Source organism: Paenibacillus sp. ALE2 (assembly GCF_054113385.1).
Window position 1 is genome coordinate 4,417,031 of record NZ_CM134213.1, and the last position, 16,086, is coordinate 4,433,116.

General features: G+C 40.7%; 14 protein-coding genes. 12 read left to right on the forward strand and 2 right to left on the reverse strand.

The genetic code is table 11. The features are described from left to right. Positions 1–25 precede the first annotated feature (25 nt). From trxA to ACXHJ1_RS19405, 4 genes are all read left to right on the forward strand, one after another. On the forward strand, positions 26–343 hold the full coding sequence (trxA, locus tag ACXHJ1_RS19390; protein WP_025364931.1) for a thioredoxin: 318 nt from the start codon (positions 26–28) through the stop codon (positions 341–343). Between the two features lie 170 nt (positions 344–513). Next, positions 514–1,620: a flavin monoamine oxidase family protein gene (locus ACXHJ1_RS19395; RefSeq protein ID WP_457905063.1), complete on the forward strand. Its 1,107-nt coding sequence runs from the start codon at positions 514–516 to the stop codon at positions 1,618–1,620. A 90-nt stretch (positions 1,621–1,710) separates the two neighbouring features. Beyond that, positions 1,711–2,364: a metalloregulator ArsR/SmtB family transcription factor gene (locus ACXHJ1_RS19400; RefSeq protein WP_107733585.1), complete on the forward strand. Its 654-nt coding sequence runs from the start codon at positions 1,711–1,713 to the stop codon at positions 2,362–2,364. Positions 2,365–2,392: 28 nt separating this feature from the next. Then, complete coding sequence (locus tag ACXHJ1_RS19405) at positions 2,393–2,719, forward strand: thioredoxin family protein (RefSeq protein ID WP_107733586.1); 327 nt, start codon at positions 2,393–2,395, stop codon at positions 2,717–2,719. Between the two features lie 130 nt (positions 2,720–2,849). On the opposite strand, the gene ACXHJ1_RS19410 is transcribed toward ACXHJ1_RS19405, so the two are convergent. Further along, positions 2,850–3,818 carry a LacI family DNA-binding transcriptional regulator gene (locus tag ACXHJ1_RS19410; RefSeq protein WP_025364927.1) on the reverse strand — a complete coding sequence of 323 codons (969 nt, stop codon included), beginning with the start codon at positions 3,816–3,818 and terminating at the stop codon, positions 2,850–2,852. 209 nt (positions 3,819–4,027) lie between these two features. Here ACXHJ1_RS19410 and ACXHJ1_RS19415 point away from each other — a divergent pair, with 209 nt between their 5' ends. Next, positions 4,028–4,315, forward strand: a complete 288-nt coding sequence (locus ACXHJ1_RS19415) for a hypothetical protein (protein WP_107733587.1) — start codon at positions 4,028–4,030, stop codon at positions 4,313–4,315. 146 nt (positions 4,316–4,461) lie between these two features. Then, positions 4,462–4,950: an OsmC family protein gene (locus tag ACXHJ1_RS19420; protein ID WP_107733588.1), complete on the forward strand. Its 489-nt coding sequence runs from the start codon at positions 4,462–4,464 to the stop codon at positions 4,948–4,950. 131 nt (positions 4,951–5,081) lie between these two features. Here ACXHJ1_RS19420 and ACXHJ1_RS19425 read toward each other — a convergent pair whose 3' ends face one another. Beyond that, positions 5,082–5,744, reverse strand: coding sequence for an ArsR/SmtB family transcription factor (locus tag ACXHJ1_RS19425; RefSeq protein WP_457905064.1), 663 nt, complete (start codon positions 5,742–5,744; stop codon positions 5,082–5,084). Between the two features lie 728 nt (positions 5,745–6,472). Here ACXHJ1_RS19425 and ACXHJ1_RS19430 point away from each other — a divergent pair. The 6 genes from ACXHJ1_RS19430 (at position 6,473) to ACXHJ1_RS19455 (ending at position 15,203) form a co-directional block, all read left to right on the forward strand. Then, complete coding sequence (locus tag ACXHJ1_RS19430) at positions 6,473–8,179, forward strand: histidine kinase (RefSeq protein WP_457905065.1); 1,707 nt, start codon at positions 6,473–6,475, stop codon at positions 8,177–8,179. 2 nt (positions 8,180–8,181) lie between these two features. After that, positions 8,182–9,603: a response regulator transcription factor gene (locus ACXHJ1_RS19435; RefSeq protein WP_457905066.1), complete on the forward strand. Its 1,422-nt coding sequence runs from the start codon at positions 8,182–8,184 to the stop codon at positions 9,601–9,603. Positions 9,604–9,879: 276 nt separating this feature from the next. Continuing rightward, on the forward strand, positions 9,880–11,616 hold the full coding sequence (locus ACXHJ1_RS19440) for a sugar ABC transporter substrate-binding protein (protein ID WP_457906187.1): 1,737 nt from the start codon (positions 9,880–9,882) through the stop codon (positions 11,614–11,616). Between the two features lie 63 nt (positions 11,617–11,679). Continuing rightward, positions 11,680–12,594 carry an ABC transporter permease gene (locus ACXHJ1_RS19445; protein WP_016820866.1) on the forward strand — a complete coding sequence of 305 codons (915 nt, stop codon included), beginning with the start codon at positions 11,680–11,682 and terminating at the stop codon, positions 12,592–12,594. 13 nt (positions 12,595–12,607) lie between these two features. After that, on the forward strand, positions 12,608–13,501 hold the full coding sequence (locus tag ACXHJ1_RS19450) for a carbohydrate ABC transporter permease (protein ID WP_016820867.1): 894 nt from the start codon (positions 12,608–12,610) through the stop codon (positions 13,499–13,501). Between the two features lie 64 nt (positions 13,502–13,565). After that, entirely contained in the window at positions 13,566–15,203 is a 1,638-nt protein-coding gene (locus tag ACXHJ1_RS19455) for a glycoside hydrolase family 13 protein (RefSeq protein WP_457905067.1), read from the forward strand. Positions 15,204–16,086 lie beyond the last annotated feature (883 nt).

Genomic DNA, 16,086 nt, shown 5'->3' on the forward strand with positions numbered 1-16,086 from the left:
ATTATATTTATTGGAGGTATTTCTAATGGGAGCAACTGCATTGACAAAAAATACGTTTTCAAATCAAATCCAGTCTGGTGTGACCTTGGTAGACTTTTGGGCTCCATGGTGTGGACCTTGTAAAATTCAGCTTCCTATTGTGGAAGAATTAGCTGATGAACTGAAAGGACAGGCGACATTGGCAAAAGTTAATGTCGACGAAGAAACCGAATTAGCTTCACAATTTGGCATTCGAAGTATTCCAACTTTGTTGCTGTTTAAAGATGGTAAGCTCGTTGATACCATGGTTGGTGTGAATCAAAAAAATGTTCTTAAGGACAAAATTCTTAAATTGGCTAATTGATATGAAAATCGACAACATTATAATGAAATAATGTTGTCGATTTTTTGCTCTTAGAGCGCCCCTTTCAACGTAGCGGATACAATTTGAGAGTGACTCAATATCATCATATAAAGAAGATAATCTTTTAACATATGTGGCTCCCTGCTGAAACATGGAGAAGGAGAGAAACAATGAGAAACCAAGTTAAAAAAAATGCTCCGGTAATCATCGTTGGTGCAGGTTTGAGTGGACTTCGCGCAGCATCGTTACTCACCGCTCACGGTATAGAATGCATTGTTTTAGAATCTAGAGATCGTATCGGTGGTAGAGTTTTGACTTTAGAGGTTTTAGACAATCCTGAACTCGGAAAATTCGATCTTGGACCCACATGGTTCTGGCCACGCTCTGAGAAAATTATTAATCAGCTCACGAAAGAACTGGATTTGGAGACTTTTAATCAATTTAACGAAGGACGAATGCTCCTAGAACGCTCCCAACATGAAACACCACAACAGCATCTTTTGCCAGAGGGGGCAATGGAGCCCTCGCTAAGATTTGTTGGTGGAGTACAGTCTCTGATTGAGGCGCTTAGTGCTACTTTGCCATCAGGAGCAATCCAGCTCAATACACGTGTAACTTCGATTCATCAAGAAGAAGACGGTACAATCTGCTTAGAAGCCAATGGAAAACAATTTTACACAACTGCAGTTATTATCGCTATTCCACCACGGCTGGTTGAAAAAAATATTAAATTCGAGCCAGAACTTCCTTATGAACTGAAGTCTTTTTTAATTGATAAACCAACATGGATGGCCGGTCAAGCTAAAGTGATTGCCATTTACGACCGACCATTTTGGCGTGAAGCTGGGCTCTCCGGTTTTGCATCAAGTTGGGTGGGCCCTTTACAAGAAATTCATGATGCTTCACCAGGTACAGGAACAGGTGCGCTATTTGGCTTTTTTGGTTTACAGGCAAAAAAGCGGAAGATTTTGGGCGAAGGTAAACTCATGCAGCTTGTGTTGGAACAATTGGCTAGACTTTATGGGCCTGCTGCCGAGAATGTAAATACATTACTATTTAAAGATTGGTCAAGCGACACCGATACAGCTGTTGAGGAAGACGCCGAACCACTTCGTGACTATCCAAATTATGGCCCTGTTTACGGAGATCCTTGGGGAGAGGGCATATTTTTTACGGGCACTGAGACGGCTGATCAACAGGGAGGACATTTGGAAGGGGCGATTCAATCAGCTGATCGAATCGTAGCAAGATTTTTAGAACGATATGATGAAGCATAGTACAGATAGTTGTAAAAAAACGGTCATGCTTCGCTAACTTAACATGCTATTGAATATGAAGTGTTTCAGATAAAGTTTGGGGGCTTCAAAATGAAAGAAACAGATATCAAAGATCGATTATATCAACAATTTTCTCGAATCGGGAAATGTTTATCGAGTGACAAGCGCTTAGAGATCATGGACATTTTGTCCAATGGTCCAAAATCAGTTGAAGGTTTAGCAACACAAACGGGTATGAACGTTGCAAATGTCTCTCGTCATCTACAAATCTTACTGGATGCTAAATTGGTCAAGTGTTGCAAAAAGGGGACATACGTCATATACAGTATAGGTGACCCTTTAGTAATTGAATTTCTATCTTCTTTGTGGAAAATATGTGAAGATCGACTATCTGATATAAAGCAGATTAAAACTGAGTTGGAATTACAATATCCAGAGGTTCAAACCATCACCAAACATGATTTGTTAGAAAAAATGAAAAAAAAGACTGTTATTCTTCTAGATATTCGTCCCACAGATGAATATGATGCTTCTCATATTCCAGATGCCATTTCAATACCATTAGACCAACTTGAGAATTACCTGAAGACAGTTGATAAAAGTACTATAGAACTTGCCGCATACTGTAGAGGCCCATACTGTTCACTTGCATCTCAAGCGGTTGATTATATGCTGAAGCAAGGGTATATGGCTTATCGAATTGAAGAAGGAGTTCATGATTGGAATGTGTGTGAGGAGTCATAAGTATCTTTAAGAGAGGAGCAGTTTTATTATGAGTGTAGTGGAACTGACATCAATAGAAGAAATAGATTCCTTTATCGAAATTAATCCTTTGAGTATGTTATACGTATCCCAAGAAGATTGTAACGTATGCCATGCCATTTACCCCAAGCTCAAAACAATGCTTAAACTATATCCTAAATTGGCTCTTGCTCGTGTTAATGCTAGTCAAGTGGAGGAAATCACAGGAAGATTTTTGATTTTTACTGTACCGACAATCTTGATTTTTCTTGATGGGAGAGAATATCTACGCGAAGGGCGTTTTGTTCAATTTGAACAATTAAAAAAACAATTACAGTTATTGTCCGATGAAGTTTAATTTTTCGATGAAAAACAAACGATGCACCTTCAGTATTATGTCCTTTTTTAGGCGTTTTATTGAAGGTGCATTTCAAGTAATGGCCAGTTTTTGTTGTGATTCCACTGAAAAACATGCGTTATGTGTTCTTTTATGTTGATTTTCGTTCCACCAAAGTAAACTCTAATGAATTTAGTGCGTTCTCCGTCTGGTTAAGCTTATTACGAATAATAATAAAGGCATTCTCAGCCTGTAAGTCAACAGGATAGTTGATCGTTGTTAGATCCAACAACTGAGCGGGTACGGAATTATTGAACCCCATAATACCTAGATCTCCAGGGATCGAAAAACCTGAGGTACGTAATGCTTTTGCCAGACCTGCAGCTACTTCATCATTCGCACAAAATATAGCATCTGGTCGATCTTTTTGTGAAATCCACCAATCTGCAAGTTCTTCTCCATCCGGAACAGATAATTTGTCTTCAATGTGAGGGAACTGATTCGCGTTAAGCTGATGCTTTTGCACAAAATCTCTATGAGCACGGATACGTTCTCTTGTATTCAAACCTTCCGTCATTGGATAAACACTAAGTATCTTACGATACCCTTTGGAGTAAAGATACTCCAGTCCATTGAAATAAATTTGATATTGTTCCATAAACACGGAGGGAAGCTTCTCATTAAGAACACGCTGCCAGGTCACAATAGGACCATACTGTGCATACGATTCGATGATATCCCAACTATTACTCCTGATTAGACATAAAATAGCATCCAATTGTTTCCGTTTAAGCATTTCTAGAGCAACAAGTTCTTTCTCTGGATCTTCATTCGTTATAAACAGCGAGATATTAAATCCATGCCTTTCAGCAAAAACTATAAACGCTTGAACAAAGGTTACGATAATAGAACTAAATGAAGTAGCAATGATCCCAATCAAACGGGTCTCGCCCTTTTTTAGAGAGATCGCATTGGCATTTGGGACATAATCAAGTTCCTCCATAATTCTCAACACTTTTTGCCTAGTGGATTCCCGTACGTAGGGATGTTTGTTAATGACGCGTGATACCGTTGCTGTGGAAACCCCCGCTAAATCAGCAATTTTCTGAATATTGGCCAACTCTACCCACCTCTTTGTGTCAGCATAGCATGTTTTAATTCTAGAAACAAAAATTAATAAGACAAAATATAAATTTATATTACAAATATGTGAATGTGTTATTTGTAGCCTTGACGTTAGAAAAATTGTCTATTATAATTCAATTGATCGATTGATTAGTTGATCCTTTAATCGAGCGATACATAAATTAAATTGGAGGTTTGATTTCAATGGCAAAAGCATATCTTCAAATTACATTAAAAATTAATGCACCAGAACGTGAGGCAGCTGCAAAGGTTTATACAACTTATAAAGAGCCTTTCCTGTCTGTTATTCCTGGTGCGGTTTCTAAAGAATTGCTTGTGCGTGATGAGGATGTTCAAGTTTTGCATGGCTTTAACAGTGAAACCGACGCTAAGGCTTATCTCGAAAGTGATCTATTTAATAATGATGTCGTTGTTGGACTCAAAGACCTGCTTCAAGCTGAGCCAGAAATCCGGATTTATAGCACATTCTAGAAATTGATTTAGCACACTCTGACTATTTCAATTAGGTTTAAAATCAGGAAAGAAACCGACAGAGCACAGCTGTAATGTCGGTTTCTTTCGTTAAATAGAGCAAACTATAAGTTTTGGACTTACAATACCTAAAAGGGGATGTTAACATGGCAGAAAGGATAATTAACTTGAATACGGTTTGGTACAAAGATGCAAAGGGCGATGGACGCATTAAAAGTGACAATCTCCAAACTCAAATTGCAATTCCAGTCCCCAAAGGGGGAAGTGGTAAAGGGGCTGAACCACAACAACTTCTTATCTCTTCTGCGGTGGCTTGTTACACGATGACCTTAGCATATATGTTAGATAAAAATAAACTTCCTGTGACTGGATTCTTTATGGATACAGAAGGTAACATAACTCAAGGTGATCAGTTAAGTATTACCCACCGCCCGCATGTTGTTCTGAATCCAGGAGCAACCCATGAAGACGTAAGCATGACGGAAGATTTTATACAAAAAGCAGAAGAAAATTGCCATATTGGTCAATTACTAATAAAGGCCGGCGTCTCCGTAGGAACTCAAGGAAAAGTAACCATTGATTCTGGAGAGGATCTTACTAGTAGCTATATTGCAGAACACGGATTGGAATGGTAAGTTTAAGCAACAATTTTTAGAAGTATTTTTCAATCTCGTGAAGTGGCCTAATGTGCATCACAAAAAGACTTCAAAGTCACAAATATGTGGGCTTCGAAGTCTTTTTTATTTGATGCTTAGATTGGTTACTGTTAGTGAAAATGTTCCTGCCACTCATTCAATCCGTCTTCCATGCGATACGCCTTGAATCCCTCAACTTGCAATTTTTGCGCAGCAAGTGCCGAATAAACGCAAAATGGCCCTCTACAATAAGCGACCACTTCAGCTTCCTCTGGTAACTCTCCCATTAATACGTCTAGGTCTTCCATAGGCATTGAAATGGCTCCTTGAATATGTCCTGTTTCAAACTCTTCTTTGGGACGCAAGTCAACTAAGATAATGGAGTTTTCATCTAGTTTTTTCTTTACTTCATCCATGGATAGGGTATGAATGTCATTCAAGTTGTTTAAGAAGTCATCTTTCATTTTCCCGATATCAGGAATTTGTTTCTCACTAATCTTCCACAGTGAAGAGAGAAAGTCAATGATCTCCGGGTCTGCTAGCGAGTATATGGCGTAAGTTCCTTTCTTTGTAAACTTAACAAGCTTAGCGTCCAGTAACACCTGCAGATGACGAGAAACATTAGCTATATTCATATCCGTACATGTCGCTAATTTCTCCACTGTTCTGGGACTTTGTGATAGTACATTCAAGATTTCAAGACGTTTGTCACTTGATAGACACTTACCAATTCTAGCCAGTTGCTTATATAGATCTTCTTTGAAAAGCTTTGCGCACTTTAGCATATCTTCCATTCATTTATAACCTCATTTCAACTTGGTGACATATGTTAAAGATTCTACACTTTATATTTTGACCAATATGGCAAATCAAAAATACTTTTTATACACTGAAAAACCCTTTGAATCCAGCATTCTCCTCATAATAGGGCACTATATCAATTGATGAATAGAATTTTAACATGTGGAGAGACGAAGTCAAGGGCCCCTGAACTAATGGATAATATGAGGATGGGACACAAATGTACAGTGACGCAGCGTTTCACCCATTCAAAGAGTTTGTGACGCAAAACGTGAACAGGTAGAGTGGTGAGGTTTGTGGATGTGCTGTTAAAAGTGGTTGGCATTGGGACTGGCTGAAGACTTTGCTTGGTAGCGGAAACAGAAGAAAACACGTAAAGACAAGAAAAAACCTTGGTTAGAATTTTGAACGATGTCGCTTTTTTGGGGTACGTGATGAACGGAATGACTGCAATTAGCAATTAAAAAACGGCAAGTCGATGTATGTAAAGAGGAAGGGAAAATAAATTCCATGTAAGCGTTTGACATATTGGAATATCAATCTATAATTATGAACAGACTTGACCTCACCGAGAGGGAAGAATCCTGACTTTTCTCAGTCTGAATCGGATGAAGTTGTTGCCTATCAGGAATACGATAATCGATAGAGCTGTTGTTCAATAAACAGCAAGCTCCATAATCAGGGGCTTGCTCTTTTAGTTACCTAAGGAGAATGGGGCGGAATGACACTTAAAAAAAGGATCTTTTTATTGTTTTTTCTCAGCGCGTTTATTCCCTTTATCAGTATATTTACAATTTCTTCTTATACCATTGATTCCATCTTTGTGAATAAAATCAATGATGGAATTAGGAGCAATCTTCAGCAGGTAACTTCATCACTGGAAAATTCAATTACTAACCTGAATCATGTGACTCAGCAATTATCATATCGCGGTACATTAGGCAAAAAACTGGATGAAGTCTTGAAGCCTTCCTCCAATATAATTGAATTGATTGAGGCTAGAGATGAATTAAAGAATGAGTTAAATGTTGTAACGTTTACTAATCCGAATATAGGTTTGACCTTATATTATTTCCAGAAAGAAGGTGCTACACAGTTCGCTAACTTTCCTATCAAAGATCGTTTTTCTCCCGAGTCTTTGCCTGTACTTTTCAAATCATATGGCATTACGTGCTATGGTCCCCATATCAGTATGAACCGATTTAATGACCAGCTCGTTTTATCTGCTATGCGGAAGGTACAACTGCCTCAAAGGGACGATGTGTATATTTACGTCGAATCCGGCTTTCGTCTCACACAGGATATACTGGGTTACAATCAATACCAAGGAGCTTTATCGCATTTGATCCTGAATGGTGAGGGCAAAATTGTGTATAGTGAAATTCCAGAAGTGATGAAAGTTGGGGAGAATTTCTCCAGCTTATCGAAAGGTGCTGCAAAAGATGGAATAGCCCGTGATTACCATTGGTTTAAGGAGGACTCCACTCAGAATTGGAGCGTCATATCGGTAATTTCGCAGGCGAAGTATCAACAGGAGAAAAACCAGTGGTTGCTTCAAATATTACTGGTCGCTTTATTTTTTCTCGGTTTTACCGTATTCCTTGCTTGGCTTCTGTGGAAGATGGTCTATAAACCACTCAGTCTGTTCCATTCGGAAATTAATGGAATGTCTCAGAATCCACAAAAGACAGGCAGCCAGACCCGCACTCAAATTCCTGAGTTCGACTTTCTGTTGGGGGAATTCTCTAATATGCAGCATCAAATCGGCGACCTGTTCAAGGAAGTGCAGCAGAAAGAGAAGATCCGTGCAGATTTGGAAGTGGAAAAACTGTTATATCAGATCAATCCTCACTTTTTGATGAATACGCTAGATACTGTGCACTGGCTGGCCGTCATGAATGGACAAGGGGAAATTGACAAGTTGGTGCAATCCTTGAACAAGCTGTTGTATTACAACTTGGGTAAATTAGGGCAAGTATCCACGATGGAAGAGGAAATTGATGCGCTAAGACAGTATCTAATCCTGCAGCAAATTCGATATGACTTTGAATTTGACGTACGTATTTCAGCGGATGATCAAGTGCTTCAAATACCTGTGCCTCGTTTTATTTTGCAACCGTTGGTTGAAAATTCACTTTATCATGGACTGAGTGACGAAGGTTTTATTCAAATAGAGGTTACACTTGCCAAAACGCTGAATATTTTAATACAGGATAATGGAGCAGGCATGACCGAGGAAGCGATTCAAAGACTTCTGAACAATCGTATAACTGAACATAAAAAAGTAGGGATGGGCATCGGACTCAATTATGTCCACCGCATGTTGAGGGCACAGTACGGAGATCAAGCACAACTGGTGATCGAAAGTGAATTGGGTACAGGGACAAGTATACTGCTCATACTTCCGATCAAAGGAGAAGATGTCTGAGGATGATTAAGGTATTGATAGTGGATGACGATAAATTAGTACGAAAAGGAATAAGCTCCGCGATGCCGTGGAACGAGTTCAATATGGAGGTTGTAGGAGAAGCAAGTAACGGGTTGAAAGCACTGGATTTTCTGAAAGCCCAACCGGTCGATCTGATGTTGACGGATCTCGCGATGCCGGTGATGTCAGGTATTGAACTGATGCGAGCTGCAAGGCAGCTCTATCCAGAACTACATATTGTCGTATTAACACTGCATCAAGATTTCGATTATATCCAGGAAGCGCTCAGGCTTGGGGTCATCGACTATATAGCCAAAGTTCAGCTCGAGAAGGAGCAATTCGAACATGTGCTGCATCGAATACATACCCGGATTGACGAACTGGCGAATACAAGACCAAAGCTGCCACTGCTAAGTGAGACCAATGTCCATTATCGCCATGTGTATGCACTTGTATCACTGGATCGCAAGTCAGGACAGAGCGGGCCGATTGAACTGACATTCAATGTAGACGAGATCCGATGGGAGGTTGAACGGAACTGCTGGATGTGGGCGGCACCCATGGACGTAGAGGATCAGCTGTTCCATAAACTGAAGGAATCCCTGGATCAAGTTCTCCAAGGCGCCTTGCTGGTTATGTCCGATGTACAAGGCCGAACATGGTCGCAAATCCAAAACTGGATTATGAATTATACAGAAACGTCCTTATTCTATGCATACAACCCTTATAATCCTGTTATTACTGTTTCGATGAATGTGGAGGACTCATTTCCAATAGAACCGCAGGATGAAGACATGGATCGAATTAAGCAAAGTTGGTTTCTAACACCATGGACCCATAACGACAGTTACTACAACCAACTGATTGAACAGTTTAAATCACTAAGACTGCATAAAAGCCAGCTGATGGGATTGCTATACTCGATAGTTATGGAATGGAATCACCTTTTTGCCCAGACTAAGCTGGGTAGAATCTCAATGATCCATTCTTTTCTATCCTGGTACGAGGTAGAAGCTTGGATCAAGCAGACGTCTGTGGGTATTCGTAAGGCAGATGAACAGACTTCATATTCACAGGAAATTGTAGACGCCGTCAAAAAATCGATCATGATCATGCAAAATGATTTGGATCAGCCTTTTACTGCTTCAAGTTTGTCCCAGCAACTGAACATCAGCCGAAGCTATTTCAGTCAATGCTTCAAAGATCTGATGGGGAAGACCTTTAATGAATACTCCCGTTTTATACGAGTAGAGAAGTCTAAAGAGTATTTATTGAATACAAACAACACGATTTTCTGGATTGCGGAGCGAGTGGGTTATACGGATGAAAAATATTTCAGCCGAATTTTTCGCGAATTGACAGGTCTGCTGCCAAGTGAATATCGACAGCTGGGCAGGGGGGATAAAAAGCGTACTCTTTTATAATTCCATTAATCAAGCCGACAGTTTTCTGTTTTAGGAGCTGCCGGTTTTTTGTTCTTCACTTTGATTAGTAAGTATGGATAGACAGATGTATGTCGTGAGGTAGGATAAATGATTACATGCTAAATATGGCTTTCTGGCTCATAATGAAACCGCATACATTTTTCTATCCAAACAGACGTTAAATCCCTATCTCGATTTGTCTTCATCGAGTTTTATAATGAAAGCGTAAACAACAATGATAGAGAAATATTCAGAACGAAGGGGAATCGAAATGTGATGAGAACTAAATGGTCCATAAAAAGCAAACTGTTAACGAGACGTCTGGCCGTACTGTCGATATCTGCCCTGATGATTTCAACTCTTGCGGCCTGTGGGGGTTCATCCAACCCTCCCACTGCGAAGGAAGCGGGGAAATATGAGGTAACACCGGGAGACCCATTCAGTGCCTATAAAGACGAAATAACCGTCACGATGGGGCGTGTGACTACAGCCAACCCAAAACTGCCGGCTGGAGATTCGTATGAGAACAATGCGTATACTCGACTGGTCAAAAAAGCGTTTAACGCTCAGATTAAAGACCAATTTGAAGCCAACGGAGAAGATTACAGCCGTCAGGTTTCTCTCGCCATCGCCTCTGGAGAACTGCCTGACATGATGCGTGTCGATTCCAAGGATGAACTCAAAGAACTGGTTGATAATGATCTGATTGAAGATATGACGGAAATTTACAAACAGTATGCCACAGATAATATCAAGAATATTTACGACTCTTATGAAGGCCGTGCATTAGACAATGCGACGATAGATGGACGTTTAATGGGGCTTCCGGCTACTTCCCTAGATTCCGCACCAACCATGGTCTGGGTTCGTCAGGATTGGCTGGATCTACTGGGAATCCAACTTGACGCAGACGGAGATGGTGCCATCAAGCTGGACGATGTGGAGAAAACGGCCGAGGAATTCTTGAAAAGAGATCCGGGTCAAACCGGGAAACCGGTAGGTATTCCCTTTGTGAACACCCTGAATACAACTGACTATAATGGTTCTGCCTATACCATGCTCGGAGTTGCCTCAACAAAGGGTTCATTCCCTCAGTACTGGATGAAGGGTCAAGACGGCAGCATTGTTTATGGCTCGACAACAAAGGAAACCAAGCAGATGCTAGGCGTCATGGCAGATTGGTTCAAGAGAGGCATCATCGATCCGCAATTTGGAACACGCACATTTGATGACATCACGGCACTGTACACCAACGGCCAATGCGGCATTGCTTTTGGACCATGGCATATTCCCGACTGGGGTCTGGGCAACGTGAAGCAGAAGGATAAGAATGCGAAATTCACGGCTTACACTTTGGAGGATGCAGATGGAAAGGTAAACGTGGCACACGCCAATCCAGCTAATCAGTTTATCGTTGTAAGAAAAGGATACGAACACCCGGAACTCGCTGTTAAAATAGTAAACCTTTTCTACGATAAACTAGCAAATGATAAAAATGTGGGAACATCTATGCCAGAAGCTGCCAAGTATCAAGAGAACGGCGTAGACGGTTCTACCAGACCGTTTAATATTGAAGTCAACTCGGCGACCTCGTTACTGGATGACTACTCTGACATCGTTCGCGGGATTAAAGGAGAGATTAGTCTGGATCAGGTCCGGACAACAGAATCAAAAAACAATATTAAGAGTATCCAAACTTACTTGAGTGATATGGATACGGATAACGTAACAGCCTGGTCGAAATATCACTCGCGTATCAACGGAGTGGGGCTTATTGACAAACTGACAAGGGAAAACAAATTCGTTTGGATGACACCTGCTTACTCTGGAACTACACCAAGCATGAAACAGACCTGGGCTAATCTGACCAAGATGGAGCAGGAATCTTTCATCAAAATTGTGACTGGTGCTGAACCTCTGAATTACTTCGATACATTCGTTAGCAATTGGAAGAAGCAAGGCGGTGATCAGGTAATTCAGGAAATTAAAGACGAGGTTGCATCCAAAAAATAAACAATCTTGAACTGTTTATAGGGCTGCGATACGCAGCCCTGCTTTTAGGAAAGGGGTCCATCCATGAAACAGGGAAATGATAAAGCAAAGAGCCCGTTCGGTACGGGTGCCATATATCATCTGATGATGCTTCCGGGTATTTTATTTTTGCTGGTATTCAGCTATGTTCCGATGGTCGGTGTCATTACGGCGTTTCAGGATTATATACCAGCCAAAGGAATGTTAGGCTCCAAATTTGTAGGGCTGAAGCACTTTATTTATATGTTTAAGTTGCCGGACATCGCACAGGTTTTTAGTAATACGTTGGTGATTGCCATTGCCAAGATTCTATTGGGAACAATCATGGCTATCATTTTTTCCATTTTGTTAAATGAGATCCGCATCAAATTCGTTAAAAAATCCGTACAGACCATTGTTTATCTGCCACACTTTCTATCCTGGGTAGTTCTAGCATCCGTGGTTGTTAACATGTTCAGTTTGGATGGAATTGTGAATCAAATTTTGGCTTTTTTCGGTCTGCAGAATATTAATTTTCTCGGCAGCAACACCTGGTTCCAGCCGCTGATTATTGGGACAGACGTGTGGAAGGAGTTCGGCTACAGTTCCATCGTCTATTTGGCTGCAATTACTTCGATTGATCCGGGCCTGTATGAAGCGGCAGGAATGGATGGAGCCAGCTGGTGGAGAAAAGTATGGCATATTACGTTGCCAGGCATGCTGCCTATTATCCTGCTCATGGGAGTGATGAGTCTGACCAATATTTTGAGTGCCGGCTTCGATCAAATTTATAATCTGTATAACCCCGTTGTCTATGAGTCGGGAGATATTCTGGATACTTATGTATATCGGATTGGACTTGTCGGGCGACAGTATAGCTTTGGTACGGCTGTTGGTCTGTTCAAGTCAGTGATCGGTATTGTTTTGCTATTGTCCGCCAACCAATTGGCCAAAAAATACACTGACCGAAAAATATTTTAAGGAGGTCAAGCCTGTGTCCTATTTTGTAAACCAAAAAGGTCGAATTGGCGGGTTAATCATCTATGCCATCGTCATTTTGCTGGCATTGATTTGCCTTCTTCCATTATGGAATATCGTTGCGATTTCATTTAGCAGCAGTGAGGCCGTGTCAGCTAATGCTGTAGGTCTCGTACCGGTCAATTTTACAACCGCAGCGTATACGAAAATTATCGATGATGCTCAGTTCTGGCGTTCCTTTGGCATATCCGTTCTACGTGTTGTGCTCACACTTCTTCTCAACATGATTCTTATTGTTCTAATGGCATACCCGCTCTCCAAGTCGAAAAGAGAATTCAGGGGCAGAAACATTTATATGAACGTCATGATTTTTGCCATGCTGTTCAGCGGTGGGATGATTCCAAGTTATCTATTGATCAAAAACCTCAATATGCTCAATACAATTTGGTCGCTTGTTCTACCAGGAGCTGTCCCTATATTCAGTGTCATCCTTGTCATGAACTTCTTCTCTGCTGTACCTAAGGCCCTAGAAGAAGCAGCATTCATCGATGGGGCGAGTCCGCTGCAGGTCCTGTTCAAAGTGTATGTTCCCGTGTCCATCCCTGCGCTGGCGACGGTAGCACTATTCAGTATCGTGGGAACGTGGAATGATTTCTTCAGCGGTTTGATCTATATGACTCAAGTCAGCAATTATCCACTAATGACTTATATTCAGTCCCTTAACGTGAATATTGCGGAACTTCTTCAATCCGGGACCAACTCAGCACAACTCAGCAACTTGACTGAAATTTCAAACAAAAATCTAAATGCGGCCAAAATCGTAGTCGCTGTCATCCCGCTGCTGCTGATTTATCCGCTGCTTCAAAAATATTTTGTGACTGGAATTGTTGTAGGATCGGTAAAAGAGTAATTGTATGATGTGACTTGATTAAGATAAAAACACTATTCGTCTATTGGAAAGGTTGTAATGAACAATGGAAAATAAAAATTGGTGGAAAGAAATTGTTGTATACCAGATATATCCACTGAGCTTTCAAGATAGTAATGGTGATGGAATCGGCGATTTGAAAGGAATTGTTTCCCGTCTGGACTATTTGCAGCAACTCGGTGTCGGTGCAATTTGGCTATCACCAGTTTGTAAATCCCCTCAGGATGATTATGGTTATGATATTTCGGACTATCGGGATATTGATCCGATGTTCGGGTCTTTGGATGATATGGAGATGTTAATTCATGAAGCTGGGAAACGTGACATTCGGATCATAATGGATTTGGTATTGAACCATACTTCCGATGAGCATCCCTGGTTTCAAGAAGCAAAAAAAAGTAAAGAAAATCCGTACCATGACTATTATGTCTGGAGAGATGGCGTTGAAGGAATGCCACCAAACGACTTGGGTTCCACCTTTGGTGGTTCAGCTTGGGAATGGGTACCCGAAATAGGACAATATTATTTACATCTTTTTTCTGTAAAACAGCCGGATCTCAACTGGGAAAACCCAAAAGTCCGACAAGAGATTTACGAAATGATCAATTGGTGGATAAGCAAGGGTGTAGGCGGTTTTCGGCTTGACGTAATTGACTTAATCGGAAAAGAACCAGATTTGAAAATTACCAGCAACGGGCCAAATCTGCATAAGTATATCAGGGAACTCAGCAAGGAGACGTTTCAAAAAGCTGGAGACCTGCTGACGGTTGGAGAAACATGGGGCGCTACGCCAGAGATCGCCAAATTGTATAGCAACCCGGACGGCAGTGAGTTTTCAATGGTATTTCAATTTGAACATATTAGTTTGGATGAACAAGAGGGAAAAGGGAAGTGGGATCTTAAGCCTCTAGATTTTCTAGAATTAAAAAAAGTGTTGTCCAAATGGCAGACAGAGCTGAAGGGGGATGCCTGGAACAGTTTGTTTTGGAATAATCACGACTTACCCCGAATCGTTTCTCGTTGGGGAAATGACGGAGAATACAGGATGGAATCGGCTAAAATGTTGGCAACCCTTCTTCATGGCATGCGAGGCACACCATACATTTATCAGGGGGAAGAATTAGGAATGACGAATGTTCAATATCCAATTGAAGACTATCGGGATATTGAGTTACTAAATTTCTATAAAGATAGAATTGAGAAAGGATACCCCGAAGACAAAGTTATGGAGTCAATCTTTGCAAAGGGTCGTGATAACGCTCGAACACCAATGCAGTGGGACGCTTCAGACAACGCTGGTTTTACATTAGGGAATCCTTGGATTAAAGTAAACCCGAATTATAAGGATATCCATGCACAAGAAAGTTTAAATAACCCTGAGTCCATATTCCATTATTATCAGAAACTAATCCGATTAAGGAAAGATCATGAAGTGATCATATATGGGGATTATGAGCTGATGTATCCCGAGAATAAAGATTTGTTCGCGTACACTCGAACGCTGAAAGGGGCTAAACTACTTGTAGTATGTAATTTTCAAAAATACACAACCGATCTCCCACTTCAGAAAGAGCTGGCAGAGACTAAACAGCTGCTAATATCCAATTATCCGAATAACATGTCTGATGTAGAAATGCGCCCTTATGAAGCGAGAATGTACCTTATCGATACACTCAATAAATGAAAATGAATATCCCACAAATGTATATTGTCGGACATTCCATCGGTGGGCAAGTGGTGACTGAGTTTGCGTTATCATATCCATTTATGTTTAAGTGGCTAGTGGTGATTGCCCTTTCATTAACGGGATTTGCATATTCGCAAGAATTCACCCATTATAACTAGCTAATAGCATCTGACGTTTTTGTCACAGGTAAGAACCATACGTGAATAGATTGGGTATCCCTTGAATCAAAAAAGAGCAACCCGGAAGAAACATCTTGGTGCTTGGAAGCGGCGGGTGAGTGGAAATCAGTTGTTTACAGATATGGAACAGCGACAGTCTAGGACTTTATTTTCTCGTCCTTGATTGTCGCTGTTTCAATTTCTAGGCTCAGTCTAATAAGGAATTTATTTAACAGATATAGAGAATGAGATGGTGCAACAGACAAGCGGATTGACACAAGAGATTGAGAACGAACTTATAACTTCCATGTCAATAAAGGAAATGAAACAGTTCCCAAGAAGGAAGCATCATCACTAACAAGCCAATAATAGATCTAAGAGGCAGCGGGACGATAAATCATCAAGAATGACTAACTAAACTAACATGATGGTTCAACTGAACACAAAGAGAGATAACCCTAATAAATTCAAGGATCATCTCTTTTTATATAAAACAATTGAACACGAATAAACGCTATGATATAATCGATAACGCTACTGACAAATCATATAAATTCCAATAATTTTATTATCCCTATTTTCATAATACATCTAGAACTTTGATTTGTCAATGCTTTTTTTGCCCCCAAAAAATAGAAAAGGATGGTGGAATGTGCGATCAGGCTGCGTACATCCTCAAGCGGTTTTGAGAAGAAGTACGCGGCGACTTACTTCAGTGGTGA